Source organism: candidate division KSB1 bacterium (assembly GCA_024655945.1).
GTDB lineage: Bacteria > Zhuqueibacterota > Zhuqueibacteria > JANLFK01 > Oleimicrobiaceae > Oleimicrobium.
The window spans coordinates 132,598-152,352 of record JANLFK010000009.1 but is presented as its reverse complement, the minus strand read 5'-3'; the positions used below and the strand labels follow the sequence as shown (position 1 = coordinate 152,352).

Below are 19,755 nucleotides of genomic sequence, written 5' to 3'. Positions count from 1 at the left end.
TGCCCTCACCCCCGCCCAACTCCTCCACCAGCCCGACCACGACACCACTGGGAAGCTCTTGCCTGGCCAGGTCAAAAATTTCAGTCAGTTCAAAAAAGTCGGCGTTCTGCTCATCATCTTGGCGGTTCGGCCACTTGCGTTGACAGACGACAAGCCGCCACCTGTCCAGACCTGCCGCAGGTCGTGTGCTGAGCTCACCCCTTGCGCTCGGAAGGCCTCGGTTCGCCTTCACTTCAGCCGCTTGAAGATGGAAAAGCCGATCTTCGTCTCTACGATGTCGCTGATCTCTCCCACCTTGAGCGCAGTGATGGCCTGGGCAAAGGCAGGGTCAAAGTCCTGGGGGTCGAAGTAGCCCAGATCCCCACCTGAGGCCGCGGTGGGACTGATGGACCTCTTCTTTGCCAATTCGGCAAAGTCTGCACCCTCGCGAAGCTGGCGGAGGATGTCCTCGGCCTCTGCCTTAGTCTTCACCAGGATGTGCAGCGCCCTGAGGGCAGTGGTCTTGTCGAAGGACCGCGTATAGTTGACGGAGGCCTTCCAGATCCAAGCGGTGACCTGCACGCGCATCCATTTGTCGGTCTCTTCCACCACTTCCAGTGGCGTACCGCGATTTACCTTACCAATGATCTGCCCGGCCGGAGCCGCGCGCAGGTTCTCGCTGTCCGCGTTGACATAGACCACCCTGCCAACGCGCTGCGCCCAGCCTTGCGTAGCAAGAATCACGGTGAGTGCAAGCACACTCCACGGAATGAGTCTCTTCCCTGTCATCCTCATACTCCTGGCTTCGTTGGACGAGTCCTCTGTTTGGCCGCTATTTGCACAGTGCCAGTGCCGAATCCATCACGGCCAGGAACGCTTGCGGTGAGCGATAGCCGATGGGGTGCACCAGCACCTGCTCCTCAGGGGTCATGAAGAGCACGTTCGGGATACCCACCCCGTTGTACTTCCGCGCGTTAGCGTTGTACTTGTTCGCCACCTGGCCCTGCTTGTCGACATCGATCCGCACCGGAATGAACTCTGCCGCCTTGCGGATGACCTCAGGGTTGCTGAAGGTCGAGTCCTCCATTGCCTTGCACGGCGGGCACCACGTTGCCATAAAGTCCACCATGAGCGGCTTGCCCTGCGCCTTCGCCAGCGCGATCCCTTGTTCGATGTCATACAGCCAAGGGATACCCTGGGTCGGATTCTTTTCCTTGTGAGAACATCCACCGACGAAGAAAACCACTGCCAGCATCGCCCACAGCACTGCTCTCGATCGCATGCTTCACCTCATCGCTTGTCAAACCTGAACCGCCGCCATTCTCCCATGGTGGCCAGCGCAAACCCCTGTCTTCCTTGTCACGTCGGCAGCAGCGGAGAACGCTCACCTTCTTCACTTGCGGAAGCCACCAGCGACAGCAGTCAGAAGGGCACCTTTCCGGCCACAGCGCCGGGCCACCGCCTGCAGCACTCACCTGGCGGAGGGCAGTGGTTCCCGGCCGGCCTTGCCCGCCAACTGGTGAGCCTCGACAATCTCTCTCCGCTCCGCCTCGACCAGGAACTTCTTCACCTCGGCCAATGTTGGGATCCCCGCCTGGCCCCCAAGCTTGGTGCATTTCAGGGCGGCGGCCGCACTTGCCCACCGTAGCACGCGGGGAAGCTCCCACCCCCGGCTCAAACCGAAGATGAAGCCCCCGTGGAACACGTCGCCGGCACCCGTGGTGTCCACCGCCGTGACCGCAAAGGCAGGCTGGTGGAAGAGCCGGCCATTGCTCGCACACCAGCACCCCTGCTCACCAGCAGTAACCACCGCCGCACGTGGCCCGAAGTCCAAGAGTCGCTGCGCGGCCAGCGCAAGGTCGCAGTCGCCAAACAGCTGCCGCACGAAGGTGGTGGACACCACGGCGTAGTCTACGTACTGCAGGAGGAGCTCAGTGTTGTCCCGCAGGCTGCCCAGGTCACAGACTACCGTGCGTCCGGCGCGCCTGGCCCATCGCGCTGCGGCTATGGCCACTTTGCTCTCCCTGCCGTCCAGATGGAGGATGCGGCCACGGAGCACCTGCGTGCGCCTGACCTCCCGCAGCCTGAGTCCGAGCCCTGCTGGCCGATTGAGCACCACGGTGCGCTGCCCAGTGCCTTGCTCGACCCAGATCATGGCGCGCGGGGTGAAACCTCGCGGCGAGCGCACCACCATGCTGGTGTCCACGCCGAAGCGGGCAAGCTGCGTCAGCACGAAATCCCCCTCGGCATCCTTCGCCACCTTGCCGATGTAGGCACAGCTGGCCCCCCACCGCGCCGCAGTGGCCAAGGCGGTCGGCACCGGCCCTCCTCCTTGCACCGTGTAGGCGAGGGCCTCGGTCTTCTCGTTGGCGTGCGGATAGCGCTCCAGGAGCGACACGTGGTCCACCGCGCAGACCCCGATGCCGACGCAATCAAAGAGACGCACCGGAGCAGCATCTTTCCCCCGCGTGACCTCTCCTGTGGACTTGCTTGGCCTCAAAAGCGCTCCCTCAGGTGCCCTGGTCGGTTTGCAGCGCGACCACCCTGTCCACCGCCGGCCCGTCATGGAGGCGTACGGAAAGGCGTCTGCGGCGGTACCCTTTGGCGGACACGACCAGCTCGTACACGCCTGGTTCCAGCAGCCGATAGAACCGGCCAGTCTTCGGGTCTGTCATGCGCGGCCAAACAGCGTCATTGTCAAGATTTGCGACAGCGACGTGGGCATGGAGCGGCGTCTTTGTAGCCGCATCCACCACCTGCCCACGAACGCCAGGACCGGCGAGTCGCGCAAGCAAGCCAATGGCGGCCTGCACTGCACCGCGCAACTCCTTTTCCGCATCTGACGCCTCAGGGAAGTACTCGGTTCCCAGCTCCACGGTAAAGTCTAGCGTCCCCAAGGCACCGTAGAGCCACACCGAGCTCTGCCCTGACTGCCCATTGAGGGGAAGCGCCTCGTAGTGCCCGCCGCTTGCCCGCATAGATTTCGCCAGGGATTGGGCCATTTCCTTGAGCAGTTTGGCATCGGGTGGCTCAGGGGCGTTGCTCCAGGGGTAGAGCACTTTCCGCCCATGACTGTGGAAGCTGATGCCCACCACGAAGCGCCGCGCCACCGCCAGGCTCTCCACGGCCGCAGTCTCCCACTCCGAAAACGGCTGCGGGCCCCGATAGTACCAGCTGCCGGGATCGCCACTGCCTCCTGTTTCCCAGTTGAAACCGAAATTGCGATTGAGGTCCACCCCATCATACGCCGGCTCGAAGATGCCGTTGCCGTTGTTGTCCCGCACGTTCTTGCGCCACCAGGGAAACGCAATCCGCCGGCTCAGCACCAGCTCGTAGCCTTCGGGATTCAGCAGAGGCAAGACCCAAATCTCGGCATTGTCCACGAGGCTCCGCAAGCTGCTATCTGCATGGTAGCGGGAGCACAGGCTCTCTGCCAGGCGCAGGCAGGCCATCACCCCGAGCGCCTCCTGGGCGTGAAGACCCCCATAGAAAATGGCGGCCGGTTCGTCTTCCTCGCTGGCAGGATTGTCGGAAATCTTGAGCGCCCAAATTGCAGGGTGGCCTGCCGGGGCCCTTCCAATCTGCACTCGGAGTGCCAATTGAGGAAATGAGTCTGCCAGTGCCTCCAGCCGACTTTCCACCTGCGCACGCTGCGGATACCAGGACGGGATCTGGGGTGCTTGGCGCAGAGGGACAACCAGCGCCAGCTCATACCCGCGCCGGCTCAGCCTCAGGAACTGGCGCTCGTTGAGGCGCACCAACGCACTCCGCTCCTCCACTGCCACGACGCGCACGCCGGGCATGGCCCGCAAGCTATCCAGCACCCACGGTGCGGTCAACTCCACCTGCGCGGTGAGCTGTGGGGCCTCTGGACGACAGGCAGCCACCATGAACGAGAGGCCAGCCGCCAGACAGAGGCCTGGCCAGAAGCGGGCGGGGTCCATCCGCGGCGGCTCCTCAGGAGAGCTTACCCTCAACGGCACTCAGCACGCGCTCGGCAAGACTGCGCGCCACGGTAACCAGATGCTCTGCAGAGGCCCTGCTTGTGGCGACAAATTCTTGATCCTCCAGCGAGCCAAGATTGATGCGCACGTTGAGTGCCGCCGCTTCCACGGCAGCCCTGGCCATGAGGGCCGAGACGCCAGCGTCGCTGGCAGCACTGCTCATCCCTTTCTCTGCCACCGGCGCTGCCAGTTCCAAGGCTTGTACCGCATGCTGCATCACCTGCAGCGGCACCTGGGTTGCGCCGCGGGTTGCCTCCTGAATGGCGGCCTGGCGCGCCTGCTTCTGCTCCTCGGTGTTCTTTGGCAAAGCGAACGCGTCCATCACGCGATTGAAGGCGCGGGTGTCTTCGTCCACGGCTGCTAACAGGGCATCCTTGAGCTCCTGTGCCCTGGTAGCCACCTCCTTCAACTCACTGGCCACCCCTTCGTATCCCTTTTTGCCCACGCTCAGGTTGGCCACCATGGCTGCCAGAGCCGCGGCCAACGCACCGGCGAGCGCCGCCACACTGCCACCGCCAGGCGCGGGCGACTCGGTGGAGAGCTCATCGACAAAGTCCGCCACGCCCATGCGCACCAGCGGCCCACGTCGCTCCCCCATCTGGTATTCGATGATTTTCCTCTCCGGCTCAAAGTGCGAGATATCGTTGAGACCAAGTGAGCGAACGGCGATGTCCACCAAGTCCCTCTCCGGGAGCCCTGACGAGCGCCCCTGCTTCTCCAGGTAGTAGCGCCCGGCCATGAGCAGCGCCTCCAGGGGAATGAGCCCTACCAGCTCGCTGCCGGTGACGCGCAACCCCAACAGTTCGGCCTCGCGGCACACCTCGTCGAAGACCACATGGGGCGGCGTGACCTTGTAGTTCACCAAATTGATGGACACCTGGGCCTGTTTGTACTCGGGGATGTACCAGCCAACCGCTTTGACCGCCTGAAACTTGCCGGGCTTGCGCAGCGCGTTGCCCTGCTCATCGCGAAGGATGTTGCCCTCTGCGTCGCGCTGCAAACGGCCGCTCTCGCGGATGTTCAAGGCGATCTCCTGGGCCAGGCGGCGGTCGCGGGTATTGAGATTAATGTTGTAGGCAATGAGGAATTCACGCGCGCCGATGACCGTGGCCCCGGTCTTGGGGTTGAATACCGCCGGCCCGAAATCCGGCGCCCAGGCCGGGTCCTTGAGCTTGGCTGGCAGGCCCTCGTATTCTCCCTGGCGGATGTCCGCCAAATTCTTCCGTTCCGGACGGGTGGCAGCCTCTTCATAAAGATAAACCGGGATGCCCAGTTCCTCGCCGACACGGGCACCCAATTGGCGCGCCAACGCCACGCAGTCGCCCATGGTGCACCCAGCTAAGGGAACAAAAGGGCACACATCGGTAGCACCGATGCGCGGGTGGGCGCCGCGGTGTTTGCTCATGTCGATGAGCTCGGCGGCCCGTCGGATCGCCTTGAAGGCAGCCTCCACTACCCCTGCCGGCGTGCCCACAAACGTCACCACGGTGCGATTGGTATCGGCTCCTGGATCGACATCGAGTAGCTTAACGCCCTCGGTGTCGGCAATCTCCCGGGTAATGGCATCGATGACGGCGCCATTTCTCCCCTCGCTAAAGTTCGGTACACACTCGACCAGTTGCTGCATCCATCCTCTCCGCTCGTCGTCTCAATCTCTCTCTTCGAATGACCAGACAAAGCTGTGCTTCACCTTGCCTTCCCCACCTTGCAGGGCAAAGTCAGCGATCAGCATGAAGCGCACTGTGCCGTTTGCCTCTATGCCAAAGTCCTTGAGCCACTTCCCAGTCACCCGTGGCCACAGCATGATGTTCGTCCCTTTGGAAATGACGATGCGCTCGTTGTCCACGTGAGCGAAGAAGCGTTTGAGCACTTGCTCTCCTGCCTCCTGAGGACTGGCGAGCTCAGCAGAGGCCGGATCGGCAGGTACCCAGCCGTAGTTGGGAAGGTAGAATTCCGCCCAGACGTGCGCGCCACGGTCGCCAGTGGTCCAGTGCCCACAGACCAGGCGCGCCGGGATGTCCAGCGCGCGGCACATGGCGACAAAGACCATTGCCAGCTGCGCGCTGTCGCCACGGCGCGCCAGCAACCCCTCCAACGCATCGTGGCGCTCCGACCTTTCCACGTAGCTCATGTTGGCTACGATCCACCTGAAGATGAGTCTGGCGCGCAAGTAAGGGTTCCGTTCCTCGCCAACCACCTCGCGCGCGGTCCTGCGCACCTCGCCGCCCGCCTGAATCCCGCCTTCTGACCCAGTGTAGCGACGTACCACCTGGCTCCGCCGGTCATAGGGTCCGACGCGCTGCGGGTCGATGGCGTAATCGACCTCGAACGAGGTGATTCGCATGCTGCGGCGGATGACGAGCGAGTCGCCGCCGGGGGTCACATCTTTGGCCCACACATCGATGCGGTTGCCATGCGCGGGCTCCAAGATCGACATGGTGGGTCTTGTCCCCTTCCACTGTGGCTCATGTGCCCACTGCTCATCCCAGGTGCGGGGACGACTGACCCACACGTACAGCCTTGCCGTTTCGCCGCCCTTGCCTGGGCGTGGCGCCTCACCCTGCCTACTGGAAGGTTTAACCACTCCCTTCCACACAAAGTCTGCCTGCCACGTCCGCGGATTGCTGTACACAACCAACGGGCGCGTCTCCACAGGCTGAGCCAGGCCCTGCACTGGCAGGAAGCTACCTCCCCAGGCCAGCGACCCGAGTAGGAGCCAGACGGCCCTACAGCGCCTTGATGCGGTAGCCGGCGATCTTCGGGTCGTTGTTGAAAATCCACCCGACCACTTCACCGATGCGGATCTCCTTCCACAGGTACGTCGACAGCCCAAACGCCGCTGACCCCTCGCCGACAAATCCCGCTGCCGAGCGCAGCATCACCCGGAAGCGTTCCTGCCACAGTGCCCAGTTCTGCGGGCGCAAGTCGACCCATCCCTTTGCTGCCCACCGTTCCACGGCCTCCGGCGTCACCGGCACTGTCCATTGCCCGCGGTACTCGGGAATGTTCAGGTGTGGCCCACGGACGATGTGCTTGCCGTCAGGCAGGAGAATGGGCACGCCAATAGAGGTAATCACATTGCGGATGGGGTGCCGCTTCAGGTAGTTGAGCAAGGCGCGGGAAATCTCCTGCGGATCCTGCGCCACCACTGCCTCCAGCGTCTTGTACTTGACTTTGAGAAGATGCGCCTCGTACAGCAGCTTGGACAACTCCGGGGGGCCCAGTTGCCCGAGGGCCACACTGTGCGAATTGGTGCGCTTCTCCAAGGCCTGCATCTCGTTGATCACCGGCTGGCGCAAGTATCCGGCGCGGTAGCTGGGGTCCATTACTGCGCCGTCGATGGCCGCAATCACATCCTTGCCGGTGTTGCTCCCTTTGATTTCCAGGACCACATTCTGCGCGATCTCCTCGGGGGTGACAAACTCCATCTGGTACATGGAGGTGATTGCCTCGAATTCACCCAGGGTGAAGAAACCGTTCTCGCCGGTATCCACGCCCACCATCATCAGCTCGCCGGCCTCGGCAAAGTCCTTGCGTGGCGTAAGGTCGATCTCGTTTTCCAAGGGCTCCACTTTGCTGGCGAACACCTTGACCGGCGTGTTGTAGCGGCGGATGGTACGATAGTCGACCTTGCGATAGCCGATCATCGCCGCCGGTTTGAGCTCCTTGACGATCGGCCCGCCTGGCGTGCGTGCCAGCAGGAAGAGCAACCCCGTGTGGGCAAAGGCCACCGCAGTCTTGGACATCAGGCGCGCGCTGGGTTTGTCCTCGCTATGGGTATAGGGGATGTTGAGCCCCATGCCGCCGGTGCCGGTGGTGCCGACCTTGACGAGCACGCGCGTGCCCACCTGCACCATGGCGTCCCAGATGAGTTGCACATGCCGAATCAGTTGCGGAATGGACTGGCTGACCAGCAGCGTCTCGATGAGTCGCACATCGGCCTTGCTGAGGTGCAGTTCGCTTTCGCCTCTGCTTGCCGCCTCATCCCACTTGCGGCGCAGCAGATGCGCGATCTCCAGCGAAGTGGTATGCACGTCCTGATAGCTGATGCCGGTGGCGGTGTTGATGGTGTCGACGATAATGGCTGGTTTGTACTGCAGGATGATCTCCACCAGGCGGGAAGTGCTGAAGGCCGCCTCCTTGTCGCCGAATACGTCGTCGAAGATGGCGCGCCGCCAGCTGTGGCTTTCTAAGATCTCCGCCCGGTCGCGATGGGAGAATTCGGCTCTGGTGAAGACGTTGCCCCAACACCCCTCGAATTGGATGTGGGGAAACTCCTTCTGCAGCTCTTTGATTGCCTCTCGCACCTCCCTTTGATAGAGGGAGGCAACCACCAGCCGTGCTGGCTTCAGATCCTTGGCGATGCGCCGGCACACCTGAAACCCCACCAGGCCAGCGCCGCCAAGCACTAAGGTGGTCTCTCCAGTTGCCGTCATAGCACCTCTTCTCTGCTGGTTGTTGGCCCTGCGTGACCGACAGACGGCCACTCCTCTACCTCTCGCAGGAGACGTTCGACAATTTCCTCTTCGCGGATTTTGCCGACCACAGTGCCCCGGCGAAAGAGGAGGGCTGCTTTTTTTCCGCACGCCACCCCCACGTCGGCCTCTTTCGCCTCGCCTGGCCCATTGACGGCGCACCCCATCACCGCCACGGTCAGCTCCTTGTCCACGGCAGCCAGCCGGCGCCCTAACTCCTCGGCGATTGCGGCCACATCCACCTCGGTGCGGCCACAGGTCGGGCAGGCGATGACGGTCACCCCACGTTTGCGCAGGCGCAGGCTCTTGAGAATCTCCCAGCCGACCCGCACCTCCTCGACCGGGTCGCCCGCCAACGAGACGCGGATGGTGTCGCCGATCCCCTCGGCCAAAAGCACCCCAATGCCTACTGCCGACTTGACGGTCCCGGTCCACCGGGTGCCAGCTTCGGTGATGCCCAGGTGGAGCGGAAAGTCCACGTGCCGGGCGATGAGCCGGTACGCCTCGATGGTAGTGAGCACATCCGAGGCCTTGAGCGACAGGACAATGTCGTCGAAGCCGATGTCCTGGCAGAGCTCCACCTGCCGCAAGGCGCTGGCCACCAGTGCTTCGGGCGGCGCGCCGCCGTGGCGCTCGTAGAGGTCTTTCTCCAGCGAGCCGGCGTTTACCCCAATGCGCACCGGCACGCCGCGCTCCTTGGCCTCTCGCAGCACCTTCTTGGCCCGTTCTGCGCCACCGATGTTGCCAGGGTTGATGCGCAGCTTGTGCACCCCAGCCTGCAGAGCCGCTATGGCAAGCCGGTAGTCGAAATGGATATCGGCTACCACAGGCAGCTTGCACTGTCGCACCAGGCGAGGAAGGGCCTCAGCCGCCTCCTGGTCTGGCACGGCCACCCGTACGATCTCGCACCCTGCCTCCTGCAGGCGTTGAATCTGGGCGATGGTGGCGGCTACATCGGCGGTGTACGTCTTGGTCATCGACTGCACCGACACTGGCGCCCCGCCGCCTATGGCCACATCGCCGACCATGACCCTTCGGGTGCGGCTGCGAAGCAGCGCGCTTGTGGCGCTGGCAAGTTTAGACATTTCCGCCCTCAATTTCAAGCGCTTTTTCCCTGTGCCTGCCAGCCGATTTCGCTCACCACGGCTGCGGATCGTCTTGCGGCAAAGTCGACTTGCCCTGGTCGAACATGGTTTCCACGGCTTTCAGGGCATCCACCAGCTCCTTGTAGCGGGCGATGGCCTGGCTGGTGCTCTTCTTGGCTCCCTGCAGTTCTTTGATCTGCGCGCGCACTGCCTGCATCTGCTCCTCTAAAGGGCGCCGGCGCAGCGTGATGATGAAGTCGCGCATGAGCTTCCCCTGCTCGGCTGGCGAGAGGGCGGAGCGTTCGTCCTGTTCCGCCATGGCTGCCACCACCAGGCAGGCCACCTCCGGATCTGCGTGGAAGCTGACGCTGGCGGTCGGCTCAAATGGCCGTCCTTCGTCGGCGGCCTGCCACAGCTCGGCCACAAAGCCATGCAGCCCTGGATGGCGAAAGTCTTCTGCGGCAAGGTGCTGCCGTATTGTCGGCACGGTCTCCGGCGTGCGCACCATCATCGCCACCAGCGCTTTCTCCGCCAGTTCGCCGCGGGTGGCGCTCAGTGCCGCGCCGCCGGTGCCTGCAACACGGCCCGTGTCCCATCTTTCTCCGCGGCGCAAGCGGTTTACCGCCGCGCCGATCACGCGCTCCTCCATGCCCAGCATCTGAGCCACCTGCTGCGCGACGAGACTGCGCTTGATTTCGTCTGGGATCACGGCGATCGACTCCACCACCGAATGGATGGCTCGCGCCTTCTTCTCCGGGGTTTCGAAAAAGCCAGCCTGGCGGAGCGCCTCGATCTTGAACTCCACCAAGCTCTTCGCCTCATTGACCAGGGCAACTACCGCTTCGGCGTCCCGTTCATTGACGAAAGTGTCCGGGTCGTGGCCGGCAGGCAGGCGCGCCACCCTCACGTCCAGCCCGCGGGCAATGAGAATGTCGGCGCCTCTGATGGCCGCCGAAGAGCCGGCGGAATCCGCGTCGTACAGGACCACCACCTCCTGGCAGTAGCGGGCGAGCAGCCCCGCCTGCTCCTCGGTGAGCGCCGTGCCCGAAGAGGCAACCACATTGCGAATGCCCCGCTGGAACAGGCTCAAGAGGTCGATGTACCCTTCTACCAGAATTGCCGAATTCGCCTGCCGGATGAACTCCTTGGTCTGGTACAGGCCATAGAGAATGGCGCCCTTCTTGTGGACTATGGTCTCCGGCGAGTTGATGTACTTTGCCGCCTCCTCCTCCTTGAGCCGGCGACCGCCAAAGCCGACAATCTTGCCCATGAGGTCGAAGATCGGGAACATCAGCCGGTGCCGGAAACGGTCGTAGTAGCCGCCATCGGGCCGCGAGATGATAAGGCCGGCTGCAAGCAGCACCTCGGTACTCATGCTCTTTGTCGCCGCGTAGGAGAGCAGCCCGTCCCAACGGTCCAATGCATAGCCGAGGCCAAACTTGCCCAGTGGCTCGAGCTCCAGGCGTCTGGCCTGCAAATAGGAGCGCGCCACAGCGCCTTCCGGCGCCTTGATGAGGTTCCGGTAGAAGAACTCAGCCGCCATTCGGTTGGCCGCATACACCGCTTCTCGTGCGCGCGCCTCCTCCTCATCCAGGCGCTCCAGGCTAATGGAGATGCCGGCGCGCTGCGCCAGGCGGAGGACCGCTTCCGGGAAGGTGATGTTCTCCATGCGCATGAGAAAGGTGAAGACATTGCCACCTGCGCCACAGCCGAAGCAGCGAAAGATCTGCCGCTGGGGGTTGACAGCAAAGGAGGGGGTCTTCTCAGTGTGGAAAGGGCAGAGGCCGAAGTAGTTCTGACCTCTCTTCTTCAGGGTAAGGTAGGCAGAGACGACTTCAACGATATCGGATGCCGCCCGCACCTCATTGATCTTGTCATCAGGTATGCGCACCGCAATCCTTGTAACCTCAAGTGCTGCGCAAAACAGCCATGGGCATGCAAGCACCCACCTGGCCCACTATCTGAACAGGCGCTCCAGGGTCTCCAAGGGTACCCGTGCCGCGTACTTTTCGGCTGGCTCCGCACTACGCAAGCTGTAGCCACGCACGCGCACCACCCGGTCAGTGCCGACCACGGTGGCTAACTCGGCCGTCTGATCGCGCTCGTCGTACTTGGCAACCCAGCGTCGTGTGCCAATGGTGATGAGCTTGCTCCCCTCGCTCGCCCGCTCCATCTGGATCGGGTTGGCCAACCACCTCATCAGCACGCCGGCATCCACCGCCCCGACGACCACCTCCACCTCTACGGTCTGCGCGCTATTGCTCTTCACGTACTGCCGGCGCACCTTCAGCCCGACGTGAGCGACAAACTCGTCCGCCTCTGCTTGGGTGGGCTGAGCCTCCCACCCTCGCTCTGGTTCCGGCAGGAGGCCCTCCATTTGCGTAACGATTGCCTTGTTCAGCAAGCGCAGTGCCTGGCGGAGCTGATTGGCGGCTTCCAAGTAACGGCCGGCATCGCACGAGCCCTGGGCGCGCTCCAATATGGCCGAGATATCAGCTCGTTCCTGCGCCTGCCCAGAAAAGTGAAACCCACCCAGCAGGCACAAAGCGACCACCCCCAGAGCAAGAAGCCTCATGGCCCGTCCCCTCCTTTTGGCAAGCAAGAGACTCTCTACCCAGATGATTGCCGCAGGGATGCGATCATTCGCGCGGTGGTCTCTTCCGTCACCCGATCGAGCTCGGCGTAGAGGTCCCCTGTCGGCACGGGAGCACGCCCAGTCGCCTCTCCTGCGGTCTCACACGGTTCGCAGGCCGGTCGGCCATGGTCGAGGCCGAGCCTCTGCCGCAACTCCAGAAGTTGGTTGACCCGCTCCATTTCCAGCACGTTCACCCTGCCCAGCTGCATGGCCACCAGCATTATCTTGGCAAAATGCTCGATGGTCTCCATGCGGTAGTGCGCCTGGATGAGGGTGCGGCCAATGGTCAGCGCCCCGTGGTTGGCCAGAAGCACCGCATCATGGCCTTTCAGATAGTCGCGGATGACCTGCGGAAGCTCCGGGGTGCCAGGAGTCGCATACTCCGCAAGGGGAACACCACCGAGGCTGATAATCACTTCCGGCAGGACACACTTGGTGAGCGGGATGCCGGCCACGGCAAATCCCGTCGCCGTCGGCGGGTGGGCATGGACCACCGCATTGACGTCGGGGCGCTGCTTGTAGATGTCCAGGTGCAATAGGGCCTCAGACGATGGCTTGAGCGTGCCGCCAATTTGTCGCCCCTGCATATCAACCATCACCAGCTGGTCGACCTTGAGGAAGCCCTTGCTCATCCCCGTCGGGGTCACGATGACCCGGTTGTCATCCAGTCGCACGCTGACATTGCCGTCGTTGGCGGCCACATAGCCCCGCTGGTAGATGCGCTGGCAGATATCGATAATCTCTCGCTTGACCTGAAAGACAGATTGCGCCACGCTTCACTCTCTCTTTTCTTGTGCCATGTCGAAATGGTCAATCACCCCCACCACCACGCTGCGCACCGGCACCTCTTTCATGCCCAAGATGTCGGCTGCGGCCTTCCCCTCCTGGGCCACCAGGACAAGGTCGCCCTCCCCCGCATCCACGCTGTCCACCGCCAGGATGAGGTCGTGCAAGGGGGTCAGATCGGGCGCCACAGGTTGCACCAACAGGAGCTTTCGCCCCTGATAGCAAGCCTTCTTGATGGTCGCATGAATGTTGCCGACCACTTTGCCGATAACCATCGCTCACTTCTCCTCCGCCTCGGGGGCCACGTAGATGTCGTCGAGGATCCCCACGATCGAGCAATCCGAAGGGATCTGGCGGCCGTCGATGGCGTAACAGGCCTCGCGGGCGCTGACCCAGTAGATAATCTCCCCCTCGGTTGCGCCCACCCCATCTGCAGCGATGAGGGGTCTGCCCAACGGCTGCAACTCTTTGTCCAGAGGCTGCATGACGTACAGCTTCACGCCGGCCAGCTTTTCGTCCTTGCGCGTGCACCAGAGCTTGCCAATGACCTTGCCCAGTTTCACGATTCGCTCCCTGTTCCGCAGAGGCCACCTACTCGCCGAACTTCTGGAAGACCACCTTGCCTTCGAGCTCCAGCGTATCGACGATGCCAATGATGCTGGTGTCGGTAGGGGTGGTGGTCATGTTCTTGGCCATGCGCGCCGAACTGCCGCGCACGATGAGCACCACCTCTCCCTCTCCGGCGCCGACCGTGTCTACGGCCACTAGATAGGTCGAAGTCGGCTTAACCTCTGGAGTGAGCAGGTTGACGATGAGCAGTTTGCTGCCGTTGAGTTTCTCGTCCTTGCACGTCGACACTACGGTGCCGACCACACGCGCGATTTCCACCTCTCTCTCCTTGCCTGGGCATTCGCAACTCTGCCGGAAGGCCGCCGGTTCCCTCAGAGCAGCCCTTCGTCGGCAAAGCTGAAGTAAGAGTCCTTGCCTATGATGACGTGGTCCAACACGGTGATTCCCACCAGCTGGCAGGCGTCCTTGAGCATCTTGGTGATGCTCTTGTCCTCCTGGGAAGGCGAAGGATCGCCGCTGGGGTGGTTGTGCACAAAGACCACCGCAGCCGCCTGCCGCGACAGCGCCTCGTAGACAACCTCGCGGGGACTGACTACGCTCTCGGTGAGGCTCCCTTCGAAGACGGTCTTTTCATCCAGCAACTTGTTGCGGCTGGTGAGAAACAGCACTATGAACACCTCGCGGGGCAGGTCGCGTATGTGGCCACGCACGAGCGCGTACACGTCGGCACTGGAGGCCACCTTGTCTCCCACCCGGCTCTGCTCTCGGAACAGCCGCTTGCCGATCTCCAAGGCTGCCTTGATCTGCGCCGCCTTGGCCGGTCCGACCCCTGTCTCTTGACAGAGCTCGGCCGGCGAGCGCGCATCCAGACCCCGGAAGCCATGATACTTATGCAACAGATGTCGGGCCAAATCCAGAGCCGTGGCCCCTCCGGAGCCAGTGCGGAGGATGATAGCCAGGAGCTCCGCGTCGGCCAGGGGCTCCGGGCCGTGCGCTAAGAGTCTTTCGCGCGGCCGTTCTCCTTCAGGCCATTCCGGAATCTTTGCCACATAGCGAACCACGATACCCCCGCGTGATGCCTTTCGCTGCCAACGGACGTCACACCGCCTGCGCCAGCACCTGCGCGATGTCCAGCACCCGCATCTTCTCCTCTGCGCCTCGGTCTTTCACGCCGTCATCCAGCATGATCAGGCAGAAGGGGCAGGCAACGGCCAGGGTCTGCACCCCGGCCGCAAGCGCCTCATCGGTGCGCGCGTGGTTGATGCGTGTGCCGAGCCTTTCCTCCATCCACATTCTGCCGCCGCCGGCGCCGCAGCAGAAGCTGCGCTGCTTGTGCCGCGAGAGCTCGCGCGGGGGCTTTCCCACGACCGCCTGCAACACCTCGCGCGGCGGGGAGTAGATGTTGTTGTACCGTCCCAAGTAGCAGGAGTCATGAAAAGCCACTGCGCTCGTCACGGAGCCGGCTAAACGCAACCGCCCTCCTGCCAGGAGCTGGGCCAACAGTTGCGAATGGTGCACCACTTCGTAGGAGCCGCCAAACTGTCGGTATTCATTCTCGAGCACGTTGTAGCAGTGTGGACATGAAGTGAGCACCTTCTTGACCCCGTAGCGCCCGAAAAGTTCGACATTCTGCTGCATGAGGGTCATGGCCACGTACTCGTTGCCGGCGCGGCGCGCCGGGTCGCCACAGCAGCTCTCTTCCACACCGAGCACCGCATAGCTCACACCTGCAGCATTGAGCAGGTGGGCCAACGCTCGCGAAATCTTCACGCCGCGGTCGTCGAAGGAGCCTGCGCACCCCACGAACCAGAGGTACTCGGCATCGGGCCGCTCCTGGATGGTGGGCACTTCTACCCCCTCGGTCCAGGCGGCACGGTTGGCGCTGGACATCCCCCACGGGTTGCCGTTGGTCTCCAGCCCCCTGAACGCCGGCTGCAACTCCTGCGGAAAACGTGCCTCCGTGAGCACCAGAGCCCGCCGCATGTCGACAATCTTGCGCACGTGCTCGATCGCCACCGGGCAGTGCTCCTGGCAGGCGAAGCAGGTGGTGCAACTCCAGAGCACGTCATCGGCGACGGCTTCGCCAAGAAGGGCCTTTGCCCCCTGATCCGGCGCGTCGGAGCCGGAAGACTGCCCCTCGCGGCCCATCTGCTCCCTCAGGTCGAGAATGAGCTGTTTCGGGGAAAGGGGCTTGCCGGTAGCATGCGCCGGACAAACATCCTGGCAGCGGCCGCACGAGGTGCAGGCGTCCAAGTCAAAAAGCTGCTTCCAGGTGAACTCGTTCATGCGCGTGACGCCAAAGGTCTCGCAAGCCTCCATGTCGATAGGAAGCAGCTCGCCACGCGGCCCCAAGGACTTGAAATAGACATTGGTCGGCGAAACGAAAATGTGAAAGAGCTTGGAGTAGGGAAGGTAGGCAACGCAGCCCATCGACACCACGAGATGTCCCCACCAGAGGATGCGATGCAGGCTCAGCTTGTCGCCTTGCGCAAGAGGCGCCACAAAGGCGGAAAGCCAATTGCCCACGGGTGACCAGGCCCGCCATGGTGGCAGCGTGGCAGCTATGCGCGTTGCCTCGATGAAGAAGCCACCCACGCCGATGACGAACAGCATGGAAAGAAGCACGGCGTCGTCGAGGCGGTTGTTGAGCCGCTGCGGGCGCAACACATAGCGCCGCACCGCCGCGATGAGCAGGCCGACGACAAAGAGCGCGCCGAAAAGGTCCAGCAGCAGCGAATAGTAGAGGTAGAACCGCCCGTGCAGGATCTGCAGCCCAAAATCTGCCTGAAGGAAAACAAGGAGCGTGCCAATGAACAAGGCCACAAAGCCGAAGAAGATGAGCGCATGCATTAGCCCAGGAAAGGCCTCCCGCAGCACCGCGCGTTGCAGTAGCCCATCCAGCAACAGGTGCCGCACTCGCAGAAGCGGCCGCTCCGTGCGGTCCTCGGGCCTGCCCATGCGCCACAACCGCAGGTGCCGATACACCCCGTAGCCAAAAACCGCCAAGGCGAGCACGAAAATCAGATAGAGCCATCCGTAGCCCGGAATGTTCCAGTAGATTTCCCGCGTCGGTCTTGTCAGTGTCTCCATCGCTCCTCGCTGCACTGGCTAATCAGGTCCGCTCTCTCGCCAATAAGTTCAGCCACGCCTGCACTCGGATGATTCCTCCGCCCTAACACCCAACGCCCCTTCCGCTGGGCTCCCTTCCTTTGGCAGAATGGAATTTATCACTCCCCGGCAAAAAGTCAAAGCCTTTTTTGCGGCGGGCTATGCTCCGCAGGCCGCCACGCCACGCACGAAGAAGTCGGCCACCTGGTCGGCCAAATCACTTAGGCCTCGTTTGCTCCGCTTGGCGAGGATCCAGTTGGTTGCCAAACCGTCCAACGCGCCAAAGATTACCTGCTTGGCAATGCTGGGGTGAATGTCGCTGCGCAACTCGCCACTCTGCTGTCCTTCCTCGATGATGGCGCCGATCACATCTAAGTACTCCTTGAACTTGGTGCCGGGGTACTCGTGCATGAACTTGGCACTCTGCCGTAGCTCCACCACGATGACCATGGCCAGGTCCTGGTTCTTCTCCACCATCTGAAAGTGCAGTTGCGCAAACCGGCGCAGCTTGTCAGTGGCCGTGCTCTCCTTTGCCAACTCCTGGCGCACCTGGGCAAGAATTGGCTCCATTTGCGTCTCAAACAGCGAAATGAGAATGTCGTCTTTGCTCTTGAAGTAAAGATAGGTAGTGCCGTCCGCCACGCCCGCGCCTCGCGCGATCTCCGAGACTTTGGTGTTGTAGAAGCCCTTCTTGGCGAACATCTTCATGGCGGACTTCATTATCCGCTCGCGCTTGTCCTCGCCCATAGGTCCGCTCCTTTCCGCTTGGTCCACCACAAACCGCCTGCTGCGAATTCAGGAGGCCTCCCGGTGAATGAACTGCCATTCACAAATGTAGCATTTATTCGTTCAAAATCAAGGGCTTTATTGAATGAGCTTCAGAGGTCTGAACCCCATTATTCTTCTAAAAATAGGCCTTGACAATTTCGCAATTTTTGTTATCTTAAGTGCTGCCTGAGTGATCCCTGCCATCATGGTCAGAAGGAGACCGGTGCGGTCCAGCGAGGAGGGCCTCGTCATGCAGGTGGCATTCTTGGTAGGACGCATCATTGTTGGGGTGTACTACCTTTTCAGCGCCGTGAACCACTTCACGAAGTTGGGGATGATGAGCGGCTACGCCGCGAGCAAAGGGATCCCCGCTGCCAAGGTGGCGGTGGTGGTGTCTGGCCTGTTGCTGTTGATAGCTGGGCTCAGCTTACTCACCGGCTACCGCCCTACCATTGGCGTGGTGGCCCTGGTGGTATTCTTCGTGCCGGTGACCTTCACCATGCATGCTTTTTGGACGGTGCAGGACCCGGCGACCAGGATGAGCGAGATGATCAACTTCAGCAAGAACGTAGCTCTCCTTGGTTCGAGTCTGATGTTTCTTGCTATTCGCCAGCCTTGGCCGCTTGCTTTACGGTAAGAGGCTGGCTACTGTGGGCGAGTCGGTGCAGCTGCGAAAGGAGGTGACCATCGGGCAGAGAAAAAGCGCAAGAATGCAAGGAAAAGGTGTGGTAGGAGGGGCGGCAGGGTAAGCAGTAAGGTATTCGGTCAAACTGAACGGAGGAACACATGAGAAGACCCCTTTTGGCGCTGTCATTGGCGGGCGTTTTGGCCTTAGCATCGTTCAGTGTGGTACTTGCATCGGGGGTGGCTTTGACAGGCATAGGGGCCAGGGCAACGGCCCTGGGAGGTGCCTACCGTGGGCTCTCCAATGATTGGAGCGGCATGTACTGGAACCCGGCCGGATTGGCGCAAATCCAGGGGCTACACTTCGGTGGCAGCTTCGAGATCGTGGGCCCGAAAGGCAAGTACCTGGCCAACCCAGCCATTGGCGCTCTGCGCACCACAGAAATGGAAAATGAGCCGCAGACCTTCTACCTCCCGGCCGCTGGATTTGTCTACGGCATGGACAAGTTAGCGGTAGGTATCTCCGTGTTCGCCCCCTTTGGCCTCGGCTCGAAGTGGAACCTGCTCGAGACCAGCGGGTACAATCCGCTCTACCCAGACATCGACGTCGAAGATAACCTCAAGGTCATCGACATCCATCCCTCCATCGCCTACCAGGTGACGGACAAGCTATCCGTGGGCCTTGGCATCAGCATCATCACGAACAGCATCGAGATCCGCCAGCCGGTTTTCACCCCCAATCCGCTCAAGCTGACGCCATTGAGCCCGCTCCTGACGCAGCTGGGCCTGTTGGCCAAGCCGTTTGACCACCTGCTGACGGAGCAGAAGCTGGAGGGCGATGGCTGGGGTTTTGGCGGCAACATCGGCCTGCAGTACAAAGTGACCCAATGTCTCACCTTAGGACTGGCCGGGCGCTACTACCTTGACCAACCGCTGGAGGGCAAGGTCTCCATGCTCACCTACACCGCGAAGCTTTCTGCCCAACAGCTTGCGGCTCTCCAGGCGCAGTTGAATGCCCTGCTGGCAGGAGGCCAGATCGACCAGGCCACCTATGCGAAGGTGATGGGCGTCTACTCCGGCGCCACCATCAACCCACAAACCCAGCAGCCGGCCACGGCTCCCGTGGAAACCGATGTCACTGCCGACCTGCCCCTGCCGTTGGAGGTGGGCGCAGGACTCACCTACACCGGCATCAACAACCTGGTGGTGACTGCCGATGTGGCTTTCACGCAGTGGTCTGCCTGGGACGTAATCAAAGTCAACAGGAAGGCCGACGGCACGGAACTTGGGGAGCTGGTGCAAGAGTGGAAAGATGCCCTGCGACTCAGCGCGGGCCTCGAGTATTCACTCAGCGCCTTGAAGGTCCGTGGCTTCTTCTACACCGAACCGGCGGCCACGCCTGACCACACCCTGAGCCCCACCATCCCGGACATTAACCGGCGCTACGTGGGCGGCCTCGGCTTGGGCTACTGCCTGGGCTTTGCCACCGTGCATGCCAGCGTGGAGAAGATGTTCATCGGCGACCGCACCGTGCCCACCTGGGCGGAGGTGAAGGACGCCACCGGCATGGTGACCAGCTACGACAACATGGCCGGCACCTACAAGCTGGATGCGATGAACTTCATGCTGGGCATCGACATCAAGTTGTAGCAGCGAGTTGAGAGCTCTGGTGCCCCTTCTTCTGGAGCAGTGAGGGAGGGGCACCTTTTTTGCGTAATGCA

Annotated in this window: 20 protein-coding genes; 2 read left to right on the top strand and 18 right to left on the bottom strand. The window is 62.2% G+C overall.

The features are described from left to right. From NUW13_11845 to NUW13_11760, 18 genes are all read right to left on the bottom strand, one after another. On the bottom strand, positions 1-232 hold a 232-nt coding region (locus tag NUW13_11845; GenBank protein MCR4439714.1), incomplete at its 3' end, for a hypothetical protein. Then, positions 229-768, bottom strand: coding sequence for a peptidylprolyl isomerase (locus NUW13_11840; protein MCR4439713.1), 540 nt, complete (start codon positions 766-768; stop codon positions 229-231). The genes NUW13_11845 and NUW13_11840, both read right to left, overlap by 4 nt. Positions 769-811: 43 nt before the next feature. Then, positions 812-1,261, bottom strand: a complete 450-nt coding sequence (locus NUW13_11835) for a thioredoxin family protein (protein ID MCR4439712.1) — start codon at positions 1,259-1,261, stop codon at positions 812-814. 189 nt (positions 1,262-1,450) lie between these two features. Further along, the gene (locus tag NUW13_11830; protein MCR4439711.1) at positions 1,451-2,479 is read right to left on the bottom strand and encodes a PfkB family carbohydrate kinase; all 1,029 of its coding nucleotides are present in this window, start codon (positions 2,477-2,479) and stop codon (positions 1,451-1,453) included. Between the two features lie 10 nt (positions 2,480-2,489). Further along, a complete protein-coding gene (locus NUW13_11825) occupies positions 2,490-3,923 on the bottom strand; it encodes a M14 family zinc carboxypeptidase (GenBank protein MCR4439710.1) in 1,434 nt (477 codons plus the stop codon). 13 nt (positions 3,924-3,936) lie between these two features. Next, positions 3,937-5,610 (bottom strand): glutamate formimidoyltransferase, encoded by a 1,674-nt coding sequence (gene ftcD / locus NUW13_11820; GenBank protein MCR4439709.1) that lies wholly within the window; start codon positions 5,608-5,610, stop codon positions 3,937-3,939. Positions 5,611-5,631: 21 nt separating this feature from the next. Further along, a complete protein-coding gene (locus NUW13_11815; GenBank protein ID MCR4439708.1) occupies positions 5,632-6,615 on the bottom strand; it encodes a transglutaminase domain-containing protein in 984 nt (327 codons plus the stop codon). Between the two features lie 94 nt (positions 6,616-6,709). Continuing rightward, positions 6,710-8,419, bottom strand: coding sequence for a hypothetical protein (locus NUW13_11810; GenBank protein MCR4439707.1), 1,710 nt, complete (start codon positions 8,417-8,419; stop codon positions 6,710-6,712). After that, positions 8,416-9,543 (bottom strand): flavodoxin-dependent (E)-4-hydroxy-3-methylbut-2-enyl-diphosphate synthase, encoded by a 1,128-nt coding sequence (ispG, locus tag NUW13_11805; GenBank protein ID MCR4439706.1) that lies wholly within the window; start codon positions 9,541-9,543, stop codon positions 8,416-8,418. Before ispG ends, NUW13_11810 begins: the two co-directional genes overlap by 4 nt. 52 nt (positions 9,544-9,595) lie before the next feature. After that, positions 9,596-11,434, bottom strand: coding sequence for a DNA primase (dnaG, locus tag NUW13_11800; protein ID MCR4439705.1), 1,839 nt, complete (start codon positions 11,432-11,434; stop codon positions 9,596-9,598). Between the two features lie 66 nt (positions 11,435-11,500). Continuing rightward, positions 11,501-12,118, bottom strand: a complete 618-nt coding sequence (locus NUW13_11795; GenBank protein ID MCR4439704.1) for a hypothetical protein — start codon at positions 12,116-12,118, stop codon at positions 11,501-11,503. 35 nt (positions 12,119-12,153) lie between these two features. Continuing rightward, the gene (locus NUW13_11790; protein ID MCR4439703.1) at positions 12,154-12,951 is read right to left on the bottom strand and encodes a class II aldolase/adducin family protein; all 798 of its coding nucleotides are present in this window, start codon (positions 12,949-12,951) and stop codon (positions 12,154-12,156) included. A 3-nt stretch (positions 12,952-12,954) separates the two neighbouring features. Continuing rightward, complete coding sequence (locus NUW13_11785; GenBank protein ID MCR4439702.1) at positions 12,955-13,239, bottom strand: EutN/CcmL family microcompartment protein; 285 nt, start codon at positions 13,237-13,239, stop codon at positions 12,955-12,957. A 3-nt stretch (positions 13,240-13,242) separates the two neighbouring features. Then, positions 13,243-13,527, bottom strand: coding sequence for a EutN/CcmL family microcompartment protein (locus NUW13_11780; protein MCR4439701.1), 285 nt, complete (start codon positions 13,525-13,527; stop codon positions 13,243-13,245). A gap of 28 nt (positions 13,528-13,555) precedes the next feature. After that, positions 13,556-13,852 carry a EutN/CcmL family microcompartment protein gene (locus tag NUW13_11775; GenBank protein ID MCR4439700.1) on the bottom strand — a complete coding sequence of 99 codons (297 nt, stop codon included), beginning with the start codon at positions 13,850-13,852 and terminating at the stop codon, positions 13,556-13,558. Between the two features lie 53 nt (positions 13,853-13,905). After that, positions 13,906-14,595 carry a DNA repair protein RadC gene (gene radC / locus NUW13_11770; protein ID MCR4439699.1) on the bottom strand — a complete coding sequence of 230 codons (690 nt, stop codon included), beginning with the start codon at positions 14,593-14,595 and terminating at the stop codon, positions 13,906-13,908. Positions 14,596-14,632: 37 nt separating this feature from the next. Further along, positions 14,633-16,624 carry a heterodisulfide reductase-related iron-sulfur binding cluster gene (locus NUW13_11765; GenBank protein ID MCR4439698.1) on the bottom strand — a complete coding sequence of 664 codons (1,992 nt, stop codon included), beginning with the start codon at positions 16,622-16,624 and terminating at the stop codon, positions 14,633-14,635. Positions 16,625-16,801: 177 nt separating this feature from the next. Continuing rightward, a complete protein-coding gene (locus NUW13_11760; protein MCR4439697.1) occupies positions 16,802-17,389 on the bottom strand; it encodes a TetR family transcriptional regulator in 588 nt (195 codons plus the stop codon). A gap of 271 nt (positions 17,390-17,660) precedes the next feature. Here NUW13_11760 and NUW13_11755 point away from each other — a divergent pair, with 271 nt between their 5' ends. Continuing rightward, complete coding sequence (locus NUW13_11755) at positions 17,661-18,047, top strand: DoxX family protein (GenBank protein ID MCR4439696.1); 387 nt, start codon at positions 17,661-17,663, stop codon at positions 18,045-18,047. Between the two features lie 149 nt (positions 18,048-18,196). Further along, positions 18,197-19,684, top strand: coding sequence for an outer membrane protein transport protein (locus NUW13_11750; GenBank protein MCR4439695.1), 1,488 nt, complete (start codon positions 18,197-18,199; stop codon positions 19,682-19,684). Positions 19,685-19,755 lie beyond the last annotated feature (71 nt).

Coding starts and splice junctions, on each gene's coding strand:
- NUW13_11795 (MCR4439704.1), bottom strand. CDS start 12,118: ATGAGGCTTCTTGCTCTGGGGGTGGTCGCTTTGTGCCTGCTGGGTGGG.
- NUW13_11785 (MCR4439702.1), bottom strand. CDS start 13,239: ATGGTTATCGGCAAAGTGGTCGGCAACATTCATGCGACCATCAAGAAG.
- NUW13_11755 (MCR4439696.1), top strand. CDS start 17,661: ATGCAGGTGGCATTCTTGGTAGGACGCATCATTGTTGGGGTGTACTAC.
- NUW13_11835 (MCR4439712.1), bottom strand. CDS start 1,261: ATGCGATCGAGAGCAGTGCTGTGGGCGATGCTGGCAGTGGTTTTCTTC.
- NUW13_11760 (MCR4439697.1), bottom strand. CDS start 17,389: ATGGGCGAGGACAAGCGCGAGCGGATAATGAAGTCCGCCATGAAGATG.
- ftcD (MCR4439709.1), bottom strand. CDS start 5,610: ATGCAGCAACTGGTCGAGTGTGTACCGAACTTTAGCGAGGGGAGAAAT.
- NUW13_11840 (MCR4439713.1), bottom strand. CDS start 768: ATGACAGGGAAGAGACTCATTCCGTGGAGTGTGCTTGCACTCACCGTG.
- NUW13_11810 (MCR4439707.1), bottom strand. CDS start 8,419: ATGACGGCAACTGGAGAGACCACCTTAGTGCTTGGCGGCGCTGGCCTG.
- NUW13_11825 (MCR4439710.1), bottom strand. CDS start 3,923: ATGGACCCCGCCCGCTTCTGGCCAGGCCTCTGTCTGGCGGCTGGCCTC.
- NUW13_11750 (MCR4439695.1), top strand. CDS start 18,197: ATGAGAAGACCCCTTTTGGCGCTGTCATTGGCGGGCGTTTTGGCCTTA.
- ispG (MCR4439706.1), bottom strand. CDS start 9,543: ATGTCTAAACTTGCCAGCGCCACAAGCGCGCTGCTTCGCAGCCGCACC.
- NUW13_11765 (MCR4439698.1), bottom strand. CDS start 16,624: ATGGAGACACTGACAAGACCGACGCGGGAAATCTACTGGAACATTCCG.